Consider the following 20,112-nt stretch of genomic DNA (forward strand, 5'->3'; position numbering starts at 1 on the left):
TTGCTCAGTCAAATCGGAAGCACAGCATGGTGATGTCATCGCGCTGCGGATAGTCGCCCTGATAGGCGGCCAGTGTATCGCTGAAGGCGGCACTTTGCTCGTTCAGTGGCAGACTGGCATGGCGGCGCAGCATATCGGCGAATCGGCTGTTGCCGAAACCGAACCCGCGCTCGCCGCCGGCCTGGTCAAGGAAGCCATCGGTGCACAGATAAAAGGTGCGCCCGGGCTGCAATGCGATCTGCTGGTTATGGTAGTCGCCCTGTCGCTTGTCGCCGAGCGCACGGCGCGCTCCCGGCAAGTGGGAAACCGTACCACCGTCACAGTGATATAGCGCTATCTTCGCACCGGCGAAGGTGACCTGGCGTTGCTCCAGATCAACATAGGCAAGGCCGACGTCCATATTGGTGGCAACCGACTTGGTCTCCGGCGAGTCGCTGAGCATGTGCCGGACGATCTGATCGGTACGGCGCAGGATCGCTGCCGGGTCGTGCATGCCGCAATCGTTGATGGCCTGGTCCAGCGCTGCGTGCGCCAGCATGGTCATCAGTGCGCCGGGTACACCGTGACCGGCGCAGTCGACGACACCGAACAGGCAGTGACTTTGCTCATTGCGGAAGATGTAGAAGTCGCCGCCGACCACGTCCCGCGGGCGCCAGAGCACGGCGTGATGTTCACCGAGCGCATTGACCAGTTCGCGGTTGGGCAGGATCGAGCGCTGGATCAGGCTGGCGTAATCGATCGAGTCCTCGATCTTCTTGCGTGCCGCATGCATCTGCTGGTTGACCTGCTCCAGATCACAGGTGCGCTCCTGAACCCGCTGTTCCAGTTCCTGGGTGTGACTGCGGACCTTGGCCGCCATGATGCCGAAAGCGTCGCTCAATTCGCCGATCTCGTCGTCGCGGCCGGCCGGCATGGCAACGTCGTAGTTGCCTGCAGCCATCGCCTGCGCGCCGCGCTTGAGCTGGCGCAGCGGGCCGAGCAGCAGGCGCTCGATAGCGACCGCAAAAATCAGCACCAGCAGGATCAGCAGGGCGGCCAGCCCGATCAGCAGCGGTGTCAGCCAGGTGCTGTCGATGACTTCGGCGGTAGTCAGGTCGATGGCGTTGACCACGTACCAGTTCAGCTCCGGGATAAAGGTCAGGGCCAGCAACTCGGTGGTGCCCTGCAGCTCTACCGGCAGGGTGCGGACTCCGCCCGGGTCGGTGGCGACCTCGGCAATGGCTGCGGCAACCGCTGCACGGTCACGTTCGCTGACCAGACTGAGCAGATTGGCGCCGCTGCCCTTGTTGGCGTCGGCACCCGAGTTGAGGGCGATCAGGCTGCGATCGCTGTGCGCCTGGATGGCACCGTCGGCATCGATGATCATCGGGGTGACGCCCGGATCATCGCTGGTGATGAAGTCGCGAATGAAGGTGGACAGATCCAGCCCGGATCCCGCCAGCGCCAGCACGCTGCCGTCGTCATCCTTGACCACCATGTTGAGCCAGACCTTGGTGGTGTCCAGCTCGGGGTTGGTGTCGACGTTGATGTTGTAGTTATCTGTGTTGCGCAGGGTGCTGAAGAACCAGCTGTCGGCGTCGGATTCGGGATTGAGGATATAGCGTGGCTCGGTACTGGGGGGCTGGTCGCCACCGTTGAAGTAGTAACCGAGGCTATCCAGGCGGCCGATAAAGTAGGCATGGTCGCGGAAGTCGGCTCGGTACAGCTCCGCTTCACGGAAGAACAGATCAGCCTTGGTCGGATCATCCGGATCAAGCAGCCACTGACGGGTCACCGCAGAATTGGCGAAGCGCAACGACAGCGCCAGCTCGCGGCTGATCGGCGCGCTGATCTTTTCCCGGCTCAGCAGCGTCGCATTGCGTGCGTAGGCCTCGCCAAAGTGTTCGTGAATGCCGTTGAGTACCGACCAGCCGATCAGGCCGGCAGGTACCAGTGCCAGCAGGCAGGCCAGCACCAGGGCCAGCAGTGATTTGCCACGCAAGCCGAATGCGGCCATGCCAGGGCTCCTTCCAATCGCTTAGTGTTGTGTCATGCGCGGCGTTCGACCGGCGTTCGGGTCAATGGGTCTGATATACCAGCTTTCCGCCGTACAGGGTGTGGGTGACGGCCACCGGCGCACCTTTGCCGATGAACGGGCAGTTGGCCCCGCGGGACAGCCAGTTGCGGCCGATTTCGCAGGCCTGAGCCGGGTCGAACAGGGTGATGTCGGCAGCGCCGCCCAGCGACAGCTGGCCGGCTGACAGTCCGAGCGCAGCGGCCGGTCCGGTGGTGACCCGGGACAGCGCTGCAGGCATTTCCAGCAGGCCGTCGGCCACCAGCGTCATGGTCAGCGGCAGAAGGATCTCGACGCTGCTGATGCCCGGTGCCGAGGCGGCAAAGGGCACCCGCTTGGCTTCGGCTTCGTGCGGCTGATGATGCGATGCGATGGCCTGCACCACGCCGCTCTGCACGGCCTGGCGCAGAGCACGCCGGTCGTCGGCGGAGCGCAGCGGAGGCATGACGTGCAGCTGGCTGGAGAAGCCGGTCAGGTCCTCGTCGCAGAGCAGCAGTTGGTAAGCGGCAACATCGGCGGTCACCGGCAGGCCGCGGGCCTGGGCGTCGGCCAGCATATCCATCGCGCGGGCGCTGGTCAGGCCGCTGAAGTGGGCGCGTACACCAGTTTGTTCGATCAGCAGCAGGTCACGGGCCAGGGCAACGGTTTCGGCGCTTTCCGGAATGCCCACCAAACCCAGCCGCGAGGCCGTCGGACCCTCATGGGCCATGCCGCCTTCGGCCAGGTCGGCATCCTGCGGGGTGAAAATGATGGTCAGGCCGAAGGTCGCCGCATATTCGAGCGCGCGGCGCAGAATACGGTTGCTCCCCATCGGGCGCAGCCCCTGGGTAAAGGCGACACAGCCGGCGTCGCGCAGGGCGACCAGTTCACTCAGTTGCTCGCCCTCCAGTCCCTTGGTCAGGGCGCCGATGGGCAGGACGCGGGCGTTGCCGGCAGCCTGGCTGCGATCCAGAATCAGCTCGGCCACGGCCGGGGTGTCCAGCACCGGGCGGCTGTCCGGCGGGCAGCACAGGGTGGTCACGCCACCGGCGGCGGCGGCACGGGTCTCGCTGGCGATACTGCCCTTGCGACTGTAGCCGGGCTCGCGCAGGGAAACGTTGAGGTCCACCAGGCCCGGGCAGGCAATCAGGCCGCGGGCGTCAATGCGCTGGTTGGGGCTGAAGCCCTCGGGGGCAGCGCCGAGGGCCAGAATGTGGCCGGCGGCGATATGCAGATCGGTAATTTCATCAAACTGGCTGGCGGGGTCGATCACCCGGGCGCCTTCAATCGTCAGTCGCATGGTTCAGTTCGCTTCCTGGTTGAGCTGGCGCTGGGTGGTTTGTCCGGTCATGGCCATCGACATGACGGCCATGCGCACGGCGATGCCGTAGGTCACCTGCTTGAGAATCACCGATTGCGGGCCGTCGGCGACTTCCGATTCGATTTCGACGCCGCGGTTGATCGGGCCCGGGTGCATGACCAGCGCATCGGGCTTGGCCAGCGCGAGAGTCTCGCGGGTCAGGCCGTAGAGTTTGTAGAACTCGCTCTCGCTGGGCAGCAGGCCGCTCTGCATGCGCTCCTTCTGCAGGCGCAGCATGATGACCACGTCGACGTCGCGCAGCCCGACACGCAGATCGTTGAAGACCCGTACGCCGTACTGGTCGATGCCTTCGGGTAGCAGGGTGCGTGGGGCGATCACGCGGATATCCGGGCAGCCAAGGGTTTTCAGGGCGAGCATATTGGAGCGCGCGACCCGCGAATGCAGGATGTCGCCGACGATGGCGACCGAAAGGTTCTCGAAGTCGCCGCGGTGGCGACGGATGGTCAGCATGTCGAGCATCGCCTGGGTCGGGTGCGCGTGGTTGCCGTCGCCGGCGTTGATCACGGCGACGTCCGGGCAGACCCGCTCGGCGATAAAGTGCGCCGCGCCGGAATCGCCGTGACGCACCACGAACATGTCGGCCGCCATCGCCTCCAGATTCTGCAGGGTGTCGTAGAGGGTTTCGCCCTTGCTGGTCGACGAGGTCGAGATATTCAGGTTGAGTACGTCGGCCGACAGCCGCTTGGCCGCCAGCTCGAAGGTGGTGCGGGTCCGGGTCGAGTTCTCGAAGAACACGTTGCAGACCGTCTTGCCGCGCAGCAGCGGGACCTTTTTGACCGCACGTTCACCGACTTCGAGGAAGGAGTCGGCGGTATCGAGCAGTTCGGTCAGCAGCTCGCGCGATAGCCCTTCAATGGTCAGGAAGTGGCGCAGCTGGCCCTGTTGGTTGAGTTGCAGGTGATGCGGCGTCAGGCTCATGGCGATCTCAATTGGTGGCGGCGTCGGTCAGGGTCAGGTGCAGCGGGGCGGGTCCGGTCAATTTTACCCGCTGGCCTTCTGTCAGGGCCAGAGTGGCGCCAAGGATGTCGGCGCGGATCGGCAGCTGGCGGGCGTCGACGTCGATCAGGGTGACCAGGGTTACCGAGGCCGGGCGGCCGTAATCGAACAGTTCGTTGAGCGCGGCGCGGATGGTGCGTCCGGTCATCAGCACGTCGTCGACCAGAATGATGTGACGGTCGTCGACACCGAACGGCAGCTCGGACGGGCGTACCCGTTGCGGCAGGCCGTGCTGCTCGAAGTCATCGCGGTAGAAGGCGATATCCAGCGTGCCCATCGGCGCCTCGGGTGCGACGGCAGCATGCAGGGCATCGGCAACCCAGACACCGCCGGTATGAATGCCGACAAAGGCCGGGTCGCTGATCTGCCGCGCGTCCAGATGGGCGCGCAACTGGTCGGCCATGCTGCTCAGCAGGCTGTCGACCGCGGGAAGTGTACTCATGGTGTCTCCTTGCTCTGGCCGCTCAGCCAGGTCTGCAGCAGCAGGGCGGCGGCGAGGCTGTCGACCGGGTCATCCCGGTAGCTGCTCGGTGTGCGTCCCTGCGACTTGAGGTGTTGTTTGGCTTCAAAGGTACTAAGGCGCTCGTCGACGGTCTCGACCGGCAGTTGAAAACGGCCGTTCAGGCGGCGGGCGAAGCGAGCGGCACGTTCGCTCATATCGCTGGCGCTGCCGTCCATGTTCAGGGGCAGACCGACGACCAGGACGTTCGGCTCCCACTCGCGAATCAGTCGGGCGATCTGCTCCCAGTCCGGCACGCCGTCACGGGCGCGCAGGTTGGTCAGTGGCTCGGCGCTGCCGGTCAGGGTCTGGCCGACGGCAACGCCGATCTGCCGGGTGCCGTAGTCGAATGCCATGGCGCGGCGATGGGCGGTCGGCATCAGGCGTGGCCCGCCTGGCTGGTCAGCAGGCTCCAGTCCACCCCGAGCGAGCGTGCGGCGGCGGTCAGGCGCTGCTCCCAGGGCAAATTGAACAGGATGCCGTGATCGGCCGGGCAGCTCAGCCAGACGTTTTCGGCCAGCTCCTGCTCCAGCTGGCCGGCACCCCAGCCGGCGTAGCCAAGGGTAATCAGCACTCGATCCGGGCCATCGCCCCGCGCCATGGCGCTGAGAATGTCGCGCGATGTGGTCAGCTTCAGCGGGCCGAGATCCACGCTCGACTCCCAGTTGCGCTCACCGTCGTGCAGCACGAAACCGCGCTCGGTTTCCACCGGGCCGCCATTGAGTACGGTGACGTCGATACCCGCGGTAACATCTGGCGCCAGCTGGTCGAGCAGATCACTGAGGTTGAGTTCGCTTGGCTGGTTGACTATCAGGCCCATGGCGCCTTCCGGGCTGTGCTCGCAAAGGTAGATGAGGCTGTGATCGAAACGCGGATCAGCCATATGCGGCATGGCGATCAGGAAATGGTGGGTGAGGTTGCTCGGTGTCGTCTGCATAATGCCCATAGTATTGGGTCGAAGGCCGGGCAGGGCAAGGACCGAATTGCCGGTCTGGCCGCTGGTTTTCCGGTCAGAAACTGGATACCCGGTCGCCCGGCTCGAAGCGCCAGGTGCGAATGATCTCCAGCACGTCGATATCCATCAGGTCGCCGGTAAAGGGCATGAAGGGCGCGGCCAAGCGTACGATGCGCATGGCGGCCTGATCCAGAACCTGTTCACCGGAGGACTCGAGGATCTGCACATCGCGCAGGGTGCCGTCGCGGTTGATCTGCACCAGCAGGCGCAGGCTGCCGTAGATGCGGTTGGCTCGGGCTTGCGCCGGATAGTTGAGGTTGCCAACCTGCTCTACCTTGCGCCGCCAGGCATCCTTGTAGAACGCCCCCTTGTCCTGCATGGTCGATGCGGCATTGAGGCGCAGGATGCGCGGCCGTCTGGCGTAGGCCTGTCGCTCCTCGGCGAGCTGGGCTTCCAGGCTGGCGATTTCGCGTGACAGATCATTCATGTCGAAGCGCAGTTGCGCTGCGGGTGCCGGCAGCGGCTTCGGGCTGGGCGGTGCGGTGGTTACCCGCTGCTGACTCGGCGCGGTAGTCGTCACCGTCTTTTGCTGCACCGGCGCGGGCGGCGGCGCGCTGACCTGCGGCGGCGGGCTGATCCGGTTGATTTCGCTGTCCTGGAAGGGAGCTTCCTCGGTGGTGCTGGGGGCAGCCTTTTCTTCGAGTGTACCGCTGCCCTGCTGGTTCATCTGGGCGAGGTAGTCGGCGTCCTCGGGGGGCGCTTCGCTTTGCTGGGTGGCCAGGGTGATTTCGAGGCTTTTCGACAGCTCGCTGGGGGTCGGGATATCGAAAGTAATGCCAAGGATGACCAAAGCGTGCAGGACCGCAGCCAGAAACAGGGTGAAGCCGAGACGGTCACGGGAGGTGACGGTCGGCGGGCTGTTGCTGGCAAGGGGCGGTGCTGCGTTGTTCATGCGATCCATGTGCTGGGTGCTGTCACTGTCCGGTGAAGTCTGCCCGCGGTGGCCGCAAAAGTCCATGTGCTGCGTCACGCCGCCGAATCTTGCTGTCCGGCGGCGTGAGGGCGGTCAGCGGGCCTGCAGCAGTTCCTCGATGGCATCCATCAGGCGGCCGCCGATATCGGTATCGTAGGCGGCGTCGATCTCTCGGATGCAGGTCGGGCTGGTCACGTTGATCTCGGTGAGATAATCGCCGATGACATCCAGGCCGACAAACAACAGCCCGCGTTCGCGCAGCGCAGGGCCGACCTGCTCGGCGATCCAGCGGTCGCGCTCGGTTAACGGACGCGCCTCGCCACGGCCGCCGGCGGCCAGGTTGCCACGGGTTTCGCCCTGCTGGGGGATGCGTGCAAGGCAGTAGGGCACCGGCTCGCCCTTGATCATCAGGATGCGCTTGTCGCCATCCTTGATCTCCGGCAGGTAGCGTTGAGCCATGATCTGCTGGGTGCCATGCACGGTCAGGGTCTCGATGATGACGCTCAGGTTGGGGTCGCCCTCCCTTATACGGAAAATCATGGAGCCGCCCATCCCGTCGAGCGGTTTGAGAATAACGTCACGGTGCCGGGTGGCGAATTCGCGGAGAATGTCCGCGCGGCGGGTCACGATGTGATCCGGTGCACATTGCGGGAACTGGGTGGCGAACAGTTTCTCGTTGCAGTCGCGCAGACTGGCCGGGCGGTTGACGATCAGTACACCGTCGCGCTCAGCCGCTTCCAGGATGTGTGTCGCGTAGAGGAATTCGTTGTCGAATGGCGGATCCTTGCGCATCAGGATCACATCAAGGGAGTCCAGCGGGGCCTGTTGCTGTTCGCCCAGGTCATACCAGTGATCCGGGTTGGCGTGTACCTGGAGCGGACGAAGGCAGCCCATGGCCTTGCCGTTGGCGAGGTAGAGGTCCTGGGGCTCCATGTAGAGGAGCTCCCAGTCGCGGGCGGCGGCGGCCAGCAGCATGGCCAGAGAACTGTCCTTTTTGTATTGGATCGCGCTGATGGGATCCATGACGATACCGAGGCGAATGCGCATAGAATGTGTGCTTTCCTGGCTGTTTCGGAAGGGAGTCGAGTGTAGCGCCAGACGGTCTGCGCAGCCAGTGCGGACAGGAGTGCAATGTTGTCTCGGTGGCGCTTCTGCTTTATAGATTGACCGCCGAATCTATGCTAAAAGTACGCGGAAAGGGAATTGGCTGGTCGAGGGGTGCCGCGCAGCAGCCTTCTGAATCGACCCTCCATCAATAACAAAGGCTGGTCTTATGGAAGAAAATTTCGAAAGCCTCAAAGTCATGGTGATTGATGACAGCAAGACGATCAGACGCACGGCCGAGACCCTGCTGAAGAAGGTCGGCTGTAATGTAATCACGGCGGTTGACGGCTTTGACGCGCTGGCCAAGATTGCCGACAACCACCCGGACATCATCTTTGTCGACATCATGATGCCGCGCCTTGACGGCTATCAGACCTGTGCCCTGATCAAGAACAACAGTGCCTTCCGGGCGACACCGGTGATCATGCTGTCCAGCAAGGACGGTCTGTTTGACAAGGCCAAGGGCCGGATCGTCGGTTCCGATCAATACCTGACCAAACCGTTCAGCAAGGAAGAGCTGCTGGGAGCCATCCGCGCTCATGTCCCGCAGGGCGGTCATGTTGCGGGCGCCGCTGGCGCCTGAGCACTAACTCATTCGAAGAACAACCCGGGGGAGTCTGATGGCTCGCATTTTGGTAGTAGATGATTCGCCGACCGAGCTGTACAAGCTGACCGGCATGCTGGAGAAACACGGTTACGAGGTCCTCAAGGCCGAGAACGGTGCCGATGGGGTGGCGCTGGCCCGGCAGGAAAAGCCCGACGCGGTACTGATGGATATCGTCATGCCGGGGCTCAACGGTTTTCAGGCGACGCGCCAACTGACCAAGGATCCCGAAACCAATCATATTCCGGTCATCATCGTGACTACCAAGGATCAGGAAACCGACAAGGTTTGGGGTACCCGGCAGGGCGCCAAGGACTATCTGACCAAGCCGGTAGATGAGTCCACCCTGATCAAGACGCTGAAAACCGTGCTCGGCAGCTAGTTACCGGCGCCTTCTGTGCCGGATAAGAATGAGAACAGGGACGGCATGTCAGACACTCAACATCCTTTTGAACTGCTGCAGCAACTCGCTGACCAGTGCCGCCTGCAGGCGGCCGGCCTTCCATCGCAGGATGAGGTCAGCGAAACCTGGAGTGGTGTCGGCTTTCGCCTTGCCGGTCACGTCATGCTGGCCGCAATGGGCGAAATCACCGAAATTCTTCACGAACCGCGCTACACCGCACTGCCCAGGGTCAAGGCCTGGGTTCGGGGCGTGGCGAACGTGCGTGGACGCCTGTTACCGATCATCGATCTGAGCCGTTTCTTTGGTGTGGCTGCCAGTGGCGGGCGTAAGCAGCGCCGGGTGCTGGTGCTGGACCGTGACGATCTGTTTGTCGGTCTGCTGGTGGATGAAGTGCTGGGGATGCAGCACCTGCCGGTCAGTACCTTCAGTACCGAGCTGCCGGAGCTGGAGCCGCGTGTGCGGCCCTATGTTGTTGGGGGATACCAGGGCGAGCGTGAAGCGCTGGTGTTCAATTTTCGCGCACTGGCACGTGATCAGGATTTTCTCGATGTAGCCATCTGATCGGAATTGGCGCGACCGGTGCTGAACGCCGGTCGCGCCGGAGCATGTTAGCCAGAAAAAAGCCGTAGGCCAGGTAGGGGCCAGTAAAATGAAGATACTTGATACACAGACGCTGTCTTCCTTGCGAAGCAACCGGACGGTACTTGGCCTGGGTGCCATTCTGCTGCTGTCGCTGGTGTTGCTGATCGCCAACTTCCTGTACCTGAATACGCAGAGCTCCCGTGATACCGAATACATTGGTCACGCCGGCGAGCTGCGGGTTCTGTCCCAGCAGATCTCCAAGTCGGCAACCGAAGCTGCCACCGGTACGCCGGAAGCCTTCGGTCTGTTGCTCAGCGCGCGTAACGACTTCCAGCAACGCTGGGACTATCTGGTCAAGGGGGACGCCGCCTCCGGTTTGCCACCGATGCCGGCCAGCATGGCCGGGCAGCAGGCCCAGTTGCAGGCTGACTGGGACAAGGTGCGTCGCAATGCCGACGCGATTCTCGCCAGTCAGGGCACGGTTCTGTCGCTGCACGAAGTTGCGGCAACCCTGTCCGACACCGTGCCGCAGCTGCAGGTCGAGTATGAAGATGTGGTAGACGTGCTGATCGCCAGTAATGCGCCGGCCGATCAGGTCGCTATTGCCCAGCGCCAGTCGCTGCTGGCCGAGCGGATTCTTGGTTCGGTGAACCGGGTACTGGAAGGTGACGAAGACGCGGTGATGGCGGCCGACAGTTTCGGCCGCGACGCCAGCCTGTTCGGGCGCGTACTGCAGGGCATGATCGAGGGTAACGCCAGTATCGGGATAACCCGGGTGGCGGATGCAGACGCCGCCAGCCGGCTGCAGGAAATCCAGTCACTGTTCCGCTATGTGTCCGATTCGGTTGACCAGATTCTGCTGACTTCCCCTGAGCTGTATCAGGTACGTACCGCCGCCAACGATATCTTTACCGACTCGCAGTCGCTGCTGGAGAATGCATCCAGTCTGGCTCAGGCTTTTGAAGCCAATGCCGATGGACGCGTTGCCAACACCATCCTGGGTTACGTGCTGGCCGCCATCGCGCTGACCTGTTTGCTGTTGATCGGTATCCAGCTGACCCGCGACACCCGTTTGCGTCTGGACGAGACGCTGGAAAAAACCCAGCGCGACCAGGCCGCGATTCTGCGACTGCTCGACGAGATCGGCGATCTCGCCGACGGTGACCTGACGGCCCAGGCGACGGTAACCGAAGACTTTACCGGTGCGATTGCCGACTCCATCAACGAGTCTATCGACCAACTGCGTGCGCTGGTAGGCACCATCAACCATACCGCCCAGCAGGTAGAGCGCGCCGCGCAGGAAACCCAGGGCACAGCGATGCATCTGGCCGAAGCCTCCGAGCACCAGGCACAGGAAATTGCCGGCGCCTCGGCGGCGGTAAACGAAATGGCGGTCTCCATTGACCAGGTATCGGCCAACGCCTCCGAGTCGGCCGCGGTAGCGGAGCGCTCGGTAGCCATCGCCAACAAGGGTAACGAGGTGGTGCAGAACACCATCGTGGGCATGGATACCATTCGCGAGCAGATTCAGGACACCTCCAAGCGGATCAAGCGTCTTGGTGAGTCGTCCCAGGAGATTGGTGACATCGTCAGCCTGATTAACGATATTGCCGACCAGACCAACATTCTGGCTCTGAACGCGGCGATCCAGGCCTCCATGGCCGGTGACGCCGGTCGAGGCTTCGCGGTGGTTGCGGACGAAGTTCAGCGCCTCGCAGAACGTTCCTCCGGTGCGACCAAGCAGATCGAAGCGCTGGTTAAAACCATTCAGACCGATACCAACGAAGCGGTTATCTCGATGGAGCAGACCACCTCTGAGGTGGTACGTGGTGCACGCCTGGCTCAGGACGCGGGTGTGGCCCTGGAAGAGATCGAAAAGGTATCGACCAGTCTGGCGGCGTTGATTCAGAACATCTCCAACGCAGCACGTCAGCAGGCGTCGTCCGCTGGTCACATTTCCAACACCATGAACGTGATTCAGGAAATTACCTCGCAGACGTCTGCCGGTACGACCGCGACCGCTCGCAGCATTGGCGAGTTGGCGAAACTGGCCGAGGCGATGCGTCAGTCGGTCGATGGTTTCACCTTGCCGCAGCAGGGCGACTAAGCTGATACGGGTGGCACCCGGTGCCACCCGAGGACGCTGAGTACGAGGGGCTTACGTGCAGACAACGCAAAACTGGTCGTTGCAACCGCTGCCGGAAATGGATGGGCAGCAGTTTCGTCAGTGGCAAACGCTGCTGGAGGCGCGTACGGGCGTGTGCGTCAGCGACCAGCGCAAGACCTTTCTGCAGACCAGCCTGGGCGCGCGCATGCGCGAGCTCAACCTGGCCGACTATCAGACCTACTTCGAGTACGTCACCAACGGCGCTGCTGGCGCCGTCGAGTGGTCGGCACTGATCGAGCGTCTGACCGTGCGCGAAACCAGCTTCATGCGCCATCGCCCGTCCTTCGAAGCGGTGGGGCGCCACCTCGACCTGCTGCTCAAGGGGCGCGACAAGGAGCGGCCGCTGCAGCTCTGGAGTGTGGGCTGCGCCAGTGGCGAAGAGGCCTACTCGATGGCCATCATGGTCGAGCAGAGCCTGCGCCGGGCAGGTGGTCATCCGGGCGGCTACGGGATCTGGGCAACCGATATCAGCCACAAGGCGCTGGAGCAGGGGCGTACTGCCGTGTATCCGGGCGCCCGGCTGGGCGGACTCAACGAACGTGAGCGTCGGGAGTGGCTGCAGCCGCTGGCCAACGACCGTTATGAAGTGGCCTATGCCCTGCGTGATCGGGTCTGTTTTGCCCGCGTCAATATTCTTGAACTGGCCCAGGCTCCGATTCAGGACCTGGATATCATTTTCTGCCAGAACCTGCTCATCTACTTCCGTCGCTGGCGTCGTCGCGACCTGCTGAACCTGCTCGCCAGACGGTTGGCTCCAGGTGGCATGCTGGTTATCGGACTGGGTGAAATCGTGGACTGGAACAACCCGCTGCTTGAGCGTCTGCCTGATGATCAGGTGCAGGCCTATGTGCGGCGGGAAAGCAACGGACGTCTGGAGTGAATATGGGTGATCGGCATGATTATGTCGCGCTTGACTGGGTCAAGGGCGAGATATCCGAAACGCTGAATCAGGCGCGTCAGGCGCTTGAAGCCTTTGTCGAAAATCCCGAGGACTCGACCCGGTTGCGCTTTTGCCTGACCTATATCCATCAGGTTCATGGCACGCTGCAGATGGTCGAGTTCTATGGCGCAGCCCTGCTCGCCGAGGAAATGGAGCAGCTCGCCCAGGCGCTGATGAATGGCTCGGCCAGCCGCGAGGGCGAGGCACTGGAAGTCTTGATGCAGGCCATCCTGCAGATGCCGGCGTACTTGGATCGGGTGCAGAGCGCGCGACGTGACCTGCCGATGGTACTGCTGCCACTGCTCAACGACATGCGCACCGCCCGTGGCGACAAGCTGCTGTCCGAGAATGCGGTTTTCAGTCCGGCGCTGGACGGTGCAGAGTCCGCGTCTCGCGGTGCCGCTGTCGCCGATTTGAGTGATGAAGCCAGTGTGCGCCAGCTGCGCAAGCTGCGACAGGCGCTGCAGATGGCGCAGGCCAATGTGATCCGTGGCCAGGATGTGCCCCAGAATAGCCGGCACTTGCGCAATGTGTTTGTGCGTCTTGAGGCGCTGTGTGCGGATGCCCCCTATGCCCAGCTCTGGTCGATTTTTGCCGGCGTTGCCGAAGGTCTGGAAATCGGCAGCATCGACAACAGCGCGGCGGTGCGCCAATTGCTGCGCCAGGCTGATCAGGAGCTGCGTCAGTTGATGGCACGGGGTGCGACGGCCCTGCAAAGCGCTCCACCCCGTGAGTTGCTGCGCAACCTGCTGTTTTATGTTGCCAAGAGTGCCGACGGCAGCCCCCGGCTGGATGCCCTCAAGGAGCGTTATCAGCTCAAGGGCAGCTGGAACGAAGAGCAGCGCGGCGCCGGTGATCGGCTGGTCGGTCCGGATCGTGAGGCCATGCAGTCGGTCGCACTGGCGCTGGGCGAAGAGCTTATGCAGGTCAAGGATCAGCTCGACCTGTTCGTACGCAGTGATCGTCGTGACCTGACCGCTCTGGAAGGCATGTTGCCGGTGATGAAGCGCATTGCCGACACGCTGGCGATGCTGGGGCTTGGCCAGCCGCGGCGGGTGCTGACCGAGCAGATCGAACAGGTCATGCGGTTGGCGTCGGGCCAGTCGGCGATCACCGATGCAGCCCTGATGGATGTTGCCGGTGGCATGCTCTACGTGGAAGCCAGTCTGCAGGGCATTCTGGGCGTTGACCGCAGCGATCAGGACGGTGCTGCCGACAGCGATATGCAGGGGCTTGCTGCAGCGCAGGATATCGCGCTGGTCCATCAACTGGTGGTGCAGGAAGCGCGTAACGCGCTGGAAGAAACCCGCGAATCGATCAATGCCTTCATTGCCAATCAGTGGGATCACAGCCAGCTGGCCCCTGTCGATGCCCTGCTTACCAGCGTGCGCGGCGGTCTGGCCATGGTGCCGCTGGCCCGCGCAGCCGCGGCGATAGCGGCGTGCCGTCGCTATATCACCGAACAGCTGATTGGCCGCTCTCTGGTGCCGGACTGGCCCGCGCTGGACGCGTTGGCTGACGTCATCACCAGCATTGACTACTACCTCGAACGCCTGGCCGAGGACGATAGCGGTCGCGGTGACAGCATTTTGGATGTCGCAGAGGAGCGTCTTGGCCTGTTGGGCTATCACCCGCAGAACCTGCCCGAAGAGGAGGTCGCCGAGCAACCGGCGTCGGTCGAGGACGCGGAAGAGGCCGAATCCGAGGTGTCGATATCGGATGAACCGCTTGCCGAGGCAGCCGAGCAGATGCAGCCTGCAGAGCCAGAGCCAGAGCCAGAGCCAGAGCCAGAGCCAGAGCCAGAGCCAGAGCCAGAGCCAGAGCCAGAGCCAGAGCCAGAACTGCAACCGGTGGCGCCGCCCAGCCCGCCGCCGGCGGCGGAAGAAGACGAGCTTGATGAAGAACTGGTAGAGATCTTCGTCGAAGAGGCCGGGGAAGTACTGGAAACCCTGGGCGAGTATACGCCCCAATGGCAGGCCGATCTTGAGGATGACAAGGCGCTGGCCGAGGTGCGGCGTGCCTTCCACACGCTCAAGGGCAGTGGCCGCATGGTGCGTGCAGGGGTTCTGGCCGAGCTGGCCTGGGCCGTAGAGAACATGCTCAATCGCGTGCTGGATCGCAGCATCGAAGCCGATGGTGCCCTTTTCCAGGTGGTGAATGCCGTTCGCGGACTGATGCCGCGACTGGTAGAGGACTTTGCCGCAGGTCGGCAGCAGGCGTTGCCGGAGGTCGGGCGCCTGACGGCTCAGGCCGAGGCGTTGGCCCGGGGTGAGGCGTTGCCGGACGCGGGCCCGCCGGCTGCCGATGTCGGCATAGCCAGTGAAGATGCGGCTGAAACGCTTGACCCGATGGTCTCCGCAGACACACTGAATGCCGAAGCCGAAGCCGAAGCCGAAGCCGAAGCCGAAGCCGAAGCCGAAGCCGAAGCCGAAGCCGAAGCCGAAGCCGAAGCCGAAGCCGAAGCCGAAGCCGAAGCCGAAGCCGAAGCCGAAGCCGAAGCCGAAGCCGAAGCCGAAGCCATTGAGCTGGTCGATCTGAGCGAGTTCGAACTGCCGGAGCTTGAAGAGTCCGCAGCGCCGGAAGACGACGCCTTCACCTCGCTTGATGATGAGCCGGTGTTGGATGACGCCGAGCACACCTCCAGCCTTGACGAGGCACCGCGGGCCGTCTCCGAGCCAGGCGATCGCGAGGCAGTCGAGCTGACGAATGAGATCGAGCCGGACGAGTCCGTCGGCGCCATCGACGAGTCGGCCGGGGATGAAGAGGCTCCTGTTTGGTCGAGCGCAGCTGACAGTGACGGACTGGGCGTTGTGGCTTCGGAGCCCGAGCCTGAACACGAAGCAACTGGCGGCATGGATCCGGTGTTGCTGGATATCTTCCGTAACGAAACCCGTAACCATATCGATCAGATCAACGCCTACCTGCGTGAGTGCCACGAATACGGCACGCCGCGCGCGTTGAGCGATGCATTGCAGCGTGCCCTGCATACACTCAAGGGCAGTGCCCACATGGCGGGCATTCAACCGATTGCCCTGTTGGCTACGCCGCTGGAAAAACTGACCAAGGATTTCAAGGCCAACCTGGTGCCTGCCGATCAGGCGCTGGTCGAGCTGCTGGGTGATGCCGTGACCCTGTTCGAGGCCGGGCTTGAGCAACTGGTGCAGGCGCCGCAGGCACCGTTGCCTGGCACCGATGCCTTCCTGCGGCGGATCGAGCAACTACGCGAGCAGGGCCTGAGTGCCCGTGACAGCGGCCGCACCGATCTGGATCGGGCGGCCGGTGCGGATCTGATGTCGATTTTCCTGACCGAGGGCATCGATCTATTGCTCGACGTCAGTGACGATCTCAACATGCGCTCTGCCGGCAGCACGCCGGAATTCGACAGCGGCGAGCTGGCTGCCAGCCTGCGTGCCCTGGCCGAGGTGGCAGCGGAGGTCGAGCTGGCGCCACTTGAACGTCTGGCCGATACCCTTGAGCAGGTACACGAGCGGCTTGGGGCCGGTACGCTGGCGCTGGACGAGGCGGTGCTGGATGCACTGGCAGCGGCCCATGAGCGGCTGATCAGCATGATGGATCAGGTTGCTGCCCATCAGCACCTGTTGCCGGCTGATGCCGAGCTGCGCGCGCTGCAGGTATTGATCCCCGGGGCGCTGGCTGAACAGCCGGCCACGGCTTCGGCGTCCGCGCCGGCAGCTCCGGCAGGCGGCAGCTGGAGCCTGAGTGAAGCGGGTACCGATGCCGAACTGGTTGATATCTTCCTCGAGGAAGCGCAGGAAATCATCGACAGCGCCGCAGCCAGCTTGCAGCAGTGGATTGCCGACCCCGGCAACACGCTGGCAGTGGAAGCATTGCAGCGTGATCTGCATACCCTCAAGGGCGGTGCGCGTATGGCCGAGATTCGCCCGGTAGGCGATCTGGCCCATGAAATGGAGTTTGTCTACGAAGGTCTGTGCGACCAGCGCTATGAGCCCAGCGATGGTCTGATTGCGTTGCTGCACGCCTGCCATGATGCCCTCGCCGAGATGATTGAGGGGGTGGTCGCGTCCAGGCCGATCAGTGATGGCGCAGCGCTGATCGCTGCGATCAATGGTTTCCGCAAGAATCCGAATACCGTACCGACACTGCCGGATAACGAGGCGGTGGCCAGCCCGCAGCCGGAAGAAAGGCCGCTGGAGTCGCCTGTTGCATCGCCGATGCAGGGCATGCTCGGCATGTTTGTCGAGGAAGCCCGCGAGCTTCTGGCTCCCTGCGACGGGTTGTTTGCGGCGAAGGACAACGACGCCGCCGCTGCGGCGAATCTGCTGCATCGTGTGCAGACCCTCAAGGGCAGTGCGCGCCTGGCTGGTCAACATGCCCTGGCCGAGCAGGCCAAGCGCCTGGAAGGGGCGCTGATAGATGGCTCAGCGCAGGCATCCGAACTGGCTGCTCTGCATGGTGCCGTTGCAGACCTTGCTCCCGAGGCGGAGGAGCCGGCGTCTTTGCCTGCATCAGCGCCAGCAAGCTCACCGGTGACGTCGCCCGTTGCATCCGCGCCCCAGCGCGATGTTCCGGCAGCGCCCGCAGAAGGTATGTCGCTCGCCGAGGTTAACGCGGTCCTGAAGCAGGCGATGGAGTCTGCAGGCCCGACAAGCGCCGACAGCAGCAAGCGCGCGGCTGCGCAGGAAAGTGTCAAGGTTTCTGCTGCGCTGCTGGAGGAACTGGTCAACCTGGCGGGTGAAACGTCTATCTTCCGCGGCCGTATCGAGCAGCAGGTCACCGACGTTGCGCAGATCCTCGAAGACGTGGAAAGCACCATCGACCGGGTACGTGATCAGCTGCGCCGTCTGGACATGGAGACCCAGGCGCAGATTCTGTCGCGCCACCAGGATCAGATGGGGCCTGGCTATGAGGACTTCGACCCGCTGGAAATGGACCAGTATTCCCAGCTCCAGCAGCTGTCGCGCTCGCTGTTCGAGTCCGCGTCCGACTTGCTCGACCTGAAGGAAACCCTGGCCACCCGCAGTCGTGACGCCGAAACCCTGCTGCTGCAGCAGGCGCGGGTCAATACCGAGCTGCAGGAAGGTCTGATGCGCACCCGCATGGTGCCGTTCGAGCGGCTGGTGCCGCGTTTGCGTCGGGTGGTGCGTCAGGTTGCCAGCGAGCTGGGCAAGCAGGTCGATATTGTCATTGGCAACGCCGAAGGCGAAATGGATCGCAGTGTTCTGGAGCGCATGATCGGGCCGCTCGAACACATGCTGCGCAACGCGGTGGACCACGGTATTGAAGCGCCCGCGCAGCGTGAGGCTGTGGGTAAGGCGCGTGAGGGCCGAATCCGTCTGGACCTGCAACGTGAGGGCGGCGAGATTGTGCTGACCCTGCAGGATGACGGCGCCGGTATCAATCTCGAAGCGGTGCGCCGCAAGGCCATCGAGCGCGGGCTGATGGATGCCGACACCGAGCTGACCGATCAGGAAGTGCTGCAGTACATCCTTGAGGCGGGCTTCTCCACGGCAGAGAAGGTGACCCAGATTTCCGGCCGCGGTGTGGGCATGGATGTGGTCAACGCCGAGGTCAAGCAGCTTGGCGGGAGCATGACGCTGACTACCGAGCCGGGCAACGGCTCGACCTTCACCATCCGACTGCCGTTTACCGTGTCGGTCAACCGGGCGCTGATGGTCTATTCCGGCGAAGATCTCTACGCCATTCCGCTGAACACCATCGAGGGTATTGTGCGGGTCTCCGGTTATGAGCTGGAGGCTTACTACGCGCCGGATGCACCGCCGTTCGAGTATGCCGGCAAAACCTATGATCTGCGCTATCTCGGTGACCTGCTGGTGACCGGGCAGCAGCCCAAGCTGTCCGGTCACAGTCTGCCCTTGCCGGTGATTCTGGTCCGCGGTGCCGAGCACAGCGTTGCGGTTCAGGTGGACGCGCTGGCCGGCTCGCGCGAGATCGTGGTGAAGAACCTCGGCAAGCAGTTTGCGGTAGTGCCGGGTATTTCCGGTGCGACCATTCTGGGTGACGGCCGCGTGGTGGTGATTCTTGATCTGCTGGCGGTGATCCGTGCCCAGCAGGCGCAGCAGGCCCAACTGCAGCTTGCCGCCGAGCGCGCCGCGCTGGTTGGCGAGTATGAAGAGGAACGGCCGACGCTGGTGATGGTCGTCGACGATTCGATCACTGTGCGCAAGGTGACCAGCCGTCTGCTCGAGCGTAATGGCATGGAGGTGGTTACCGCCAAGGATGGGGTCGAGGCCATTGCCAAGCTCCAGGACATTACCCCCGACATCATGCTGCTGGACATCGAGATGCCGCGCATGGACGGCTTCGAGGTGGCCACACTGGTACGCCACGATCCGCGTCTTGAGAAGCTGCCAATCGTGATGATCACCTCGCGGACCGGCGAGAAGCACCGTGAAAGGGCGCTCGGCATCGGCGTGAATGTCTATCTGGGCAAGCCTTATCAGGAGTCCCAGCTGCTCGAGGTGATCGATCAACTGGTAGAGAGTGGTGACTGATCAGGCACCCGGGATCGCGCTGCTGGCCTGTGATGCGGGCCAGCGTCAGCAACTGGTACAGGTGCTGAGTACCTTCGGCTACCGCATTGTGTCTGCCGAGGACCCTGCGTCACTGCAGCCCGAGGATCTGGCCCAAATCACGGTCGATGCCTGGCTGCTTGAGCTGGCGGATGAGTCGCCGCTTACCGAATGGCTGCTCGAGCACAGCGATGTGCCGGTGTTGCTGGGTGCTGGCGAGATTCCTGCCGCTGATTGCGAGGACTATCCGCGTTGGCAATGCCGGTTGTATGGCAAGCTGCAGCCGCTACTGGGCACGCCGGCTCAGGGCCAGGCTCCTTCGCTTGCGGCGCCACCGACGCCAAACCCGGAGGCGCATCCAATCTGCGTCTGGGTGCTGGGCGCCTCCCTGGGTGGGCCGTCAGCAGTGAAGCGCTTTCTCGACTCGCTGCCGGCGAGTCTGCCGCTCGCTTTTGTCTACGCCCAGCATATTGATCCCGGATTCGAGCAGCAGCTACCCCAGGTGATTGGCCGGCAGAACGACTGGAAAATACTCAACTGCCGGCCGGGCAGCCGATTGCAGGCCGGCGAGGTGCTGGTTGTGCCCATCAACCGGCAACTGGGTTTTGCCGAGGATGGCACCCTGGCCGTCAGTGACGAGCCCTGGCCCGGCCCTTATCAGCCGTCGATAGAAACAGTACTGGATCTGGTTTCCCGGCAATTCGGGCCGGCGTGCGGGGCGATTATTTTCAGCGGTATGGGCGAGGATGGTGTTGCTGCCTGCGGACGTCTGCGTCAGCAGGGCAGCGAGGTCTGGACCCAGGATACCGTCAGCGCTGCCTGTGCGACCATGCCGAGCGCGGTTCTCGATGCCGGCTTCAGCCACCGCCAGGGCTCTCCCGAGGAACTGGCAGCTGCGCTGGAGCGCTGGCTGGCAAGGGAATGGTCGGCAGCAAGCTGAGCACTAACTTTGATCATCTTGAGG

The 20,112-nt window shown here is 63.3% G+C and carries 15 protein-coding genes; 7 read left to right on the forward strand and 8 right to left on the reverse strand.

The window, feature by feature from the left end; translation table 11 throughout:
* Window positions 1–4 precede the first annotated feature (4 nt).
* The 8 genes from siaA to gshB all read right to left on the reverse strand — a co-directional run bounded on the left by siaA (window position 5) and on the right by gshB (window position 7,883).
* Window positions 5–1,996: a biofilm regulation protein phosphatase SiaA gene (gene siaA, locus O5O48_RS06295; protein WP_228247093.1), complete on the reverse strand. Its 1,992-nt coding sequence runs from the start codon at window positions 1,994–1,996 to the stop codon at window positions 5–7.
* A 61-nt stretch (window positions 1,997–2,057) separates the two neighbouring features.
* Window positions 2,058–3,332: a dihydroorotase gene (locus O5O48_RS06300; RefSeq protein ID WP_088276057.1), complete on the reverse strand. Its 1,275-nt coding sequence runs from the start codon at window positions 3,330–3,332 to the stop codon at window positions 2,058–2,060.
* Between the two features lie 3 nt (window positions 3,333–3,335).
* Window positions 3,336–4,331: an aspartate carbamoyltransferase catalytic subunit gene (locus tag O5O48_RS06305; RefSeq protein WP_088276058.1), complete on the reverse strand. Its 996-nt coding sequence runs from the start codon at window positions 4,329–4,331 to the stop codon at window positions 3,336–3,338.
* Window positions 4,332–4,338: 7 nt separating this feature from the next.
* Complete coding sequence (gene pyrR, locus O5O48_RS06310) at window positions 4,339–4,851, reverse strand: bifunctional pyr operon transcriptional regulator/uracil phosphoribosyltransferase PyrR (RefSeq protein ID WP_228247092.1); 513 nt, start codon at window positions 4,849–4,851, stop codon at window positions 4,339–4,341.
* Window positions 4,848–5,288 (reverse strand): Holliday junction resolvase RuvX, encoded by a 441-nt coding sequence (gene ruvX / locus O5O48_RS06315; protein ID WP_088276060.1) that lies wholly within the window; start codon window positions 5,286–5,288, stop codon window positions 4,848–4,850. The genes pyrR and ruvX overlap by 4 nt, the downstream gene beginning before the upstream one ends.
* A complete protein-coding gene (locus O5O48_RS06320) occupies window positions 5,288–5,848 on the reverse strand; it encodes a YqgE/AlgH family protein (RefSeq protein WP_228247145.1) in 561 nt (186 codons plus the stop codon). Before O5O48_RS06320 ends, ruvX begins: the two co-directional genes overlap by 1 nt.
* A 70-nt stretch (window positions 5,849–5,918) precedes the next feature.
* Window positions 5,919–6,815 (reverse strand): energy transducer TonB, encoded by an 897-nt coding sequence (locus O5O48_RS06325; protein ID WP_269688675.1) that lies wholly within the window; start codon window positions 6,813–6,815, stop codon window positions 5,919–5,921.
* A gap of 114 nt (window positions 6,816–6,929) precedes the next feature.
* Window positions 6,930–7,883: a glutathione synthase gene (gene gshB, locus O5O48_RS06330; RefSeq protein WP_228247091.1), complete on the reverse strand. Its 954-nt coding sequence runs from the start codon at window positions 7,881–7,883 to the stop codon at window positions 6,930–6,932.
* Between the two features lie 226 nt (window positions 7,884–8,109).
* Between gshB and O5O48_RS06335 the strand changes: the two genes are divergently transcribed.
* From O5O48_RS06335 to O5O48_RS06365, 7 genes are all read left to right on the forward strand, one after another.
* Window positions 8,110–8,523, forward strand: a complete 414-nt coding sequence (locus O5O48_RS06335) for a response regulator (RefSeq protein ID WP_088276063.1) — start codon at window positions 8,110–8,112, stop codon at window positions 8,521–8,523.
* A gap of 37 nt (window positions 8,524–8,560) precedes the next feature.
* On the forward strand, window positions 8,561–8,926 hold the full coding sequence (gene pilH, locus O5O48_RS06340) for a twitching motility response regulator PilH (protein ID WP_088276064.1): 366 nt from the start codon (window positions 8,561–8,563) through the stop codon (window positions 8,924–8,926).
* Window positions 8,927–8,971: 45 nt separating this feature from the next.
* On the forward strand, window positions 8,972–9,508 hold the full coding sequence (locus O5O48_RS06345) for a chemotaxis protein CheW (protein ID WP_088276065.1): 537 nt from the start codon (window positions 8,972–8,974) through the stop codon (window positions 9,506–9,508).
* 88 nt (window positions 9,509–9,596) lie between these two features.
* The gene (locus O5O48_RS06350) at window positions 9,597–11,636 is read left to right on the forward strand and encodes a methyl-accepting chemotaxis protein (protein WP_228247090.1); all 2,040 of its coding nucleotides are present in this window, start codon (window positions 9,597–9,599) and stop codon (window positions 11,634–11,636) included.
* 55 nt (window positions 11,637–11,691) lie between these two features.
* Entirely contained in the window at window positions 11,692–12,576 is an 885-nt protein-coding gene (locus tag O5O48_RS06355; RefSeq protein WP_269688462.1) for a CheR family methyltransferase, read from the forward strand.
* A 2-nt stretch (window positions 12,577–12,578) separates the two neighbouring features.
* On the forward strand, window positions 12,579–19,130 hold the full coding sequence (locus O5O48_RS06360; RefSeq protein ID WP_269688463.1) for a hybrid sensor histidine kinase/response regulator: 6,552 nt from the start codon (window positions 12,579–12,581) through the stop codon (window positions 19,128–19,130).
* On the forward strand, window positions 19,123–20,088 hold the full coding sequence (locus O5O48_RS06365; protein ID WP_269688464.1) for a chemotaxis protein CheB: 966 nt from the start codon (window positions 19,123–19,125) through the stop codon (window positions 20,086–20,088). Before O5O48_RS06360 ends, O5O48_RS06365 begins: the two co-directional genes overlap by 8 nt.
* The last annotated feature ends 24 nt before the right edge of the window (window positions 20,089–20,112 follow it).

The organism is Halopseudomonas sp. MFKK-1, assembly GCF_027474385.1.
GTDB classification, from domain to species: Bacteria; Pseudomonadota; Gammaproteobacteria; order Pseudomonadales; family Pseudomonadaceae; genus Halopseudomonas; species Halopseudomonas aestusnigri.

Bases quoted from the DNA above. Each gene is read 5' to 3' on its own strand.
- siaA (WP_228247093.1), bottom strand. From the start codon at position 1,996: ATGGCCGCATTCGGCTTGCGTGGCAAATCACTGCTGGCCCTGGTGCTG.
- O5O48_RS06300 (WP_088276057.1), bottom strand. From the start codon at position 3,332: ATGCGACTGACGATTGAAGGCGCCCGGGTGATCGACCCCGCCAGCCAG.
- O5O48_RS06305 (WP_088276058.1), bottom strand. From the start codon at position 4,331: ATGAGCCTGACGCCGCATCACCTGCAACTCAACCAACAGGGCCAGCTG.
- pyrR (WP_228247092.1), bottom strand. From the start codon at position 4,851: ATGAGTACACTTCCCGCGGTCGACAGCCTGCTGAGCAGCATGGCCGAC.
- ruvX (WP_088276060.1), bottom strand. From the start codon at position 5,288: ATGCCGACCGCCCATCGCCGCGCCATGGCATTCGACTACGGCACCCGG.
- O5O48_RS06325 (WP_269688675.1), bottom strand. From the start codon at position 6,815: ATGAACAACGCAGCACCGCCCCTTGCCAGCAACAGCCCGCCGACCGTC.
- gshB (WP_228247091.1), bottom strand. From the start codon at position 7,883: ATGCGCATTCGCCTCGGTATCGTCATGGATCCCATCAGCGCGATCCAA.
- O5O48_RS06335 (WP_088276063.1), top strand. From the start codon at position 8,110: ATGGAAGAAAATTTCGAAAGCCTCAAAGTCATGGTGATTGATGACAGC.
- pilH (WP_088276064.1), top strand. From the start codon at position 8,561: ATGGCTCGCATTTTGGTAGTAGATGATTCGCCGACCGAGCTGTACAAG.
- O5O48_RS06345 (WP_088276065.1), top strand. From the start codon at position 8,972: ATGTCAGACACTCAACATCCTTTTGAACTGCTGCAGCAACTCGCTGAC.
- O5O48_RS06350 (WP_228247090.1), top strand. From the start codon at position 9,597: ATGAAGATACTTGATACACAGACGCTGTCTTCCTTGCGAAGCAACCGG.
- O5O48_RS06360 (WP_269688463.1), top strand. From the start codon at position 12,579: ATGGGTGATCGGCATGATTATGTCGCGCTTGACTGGGTCAAGGGCGAG.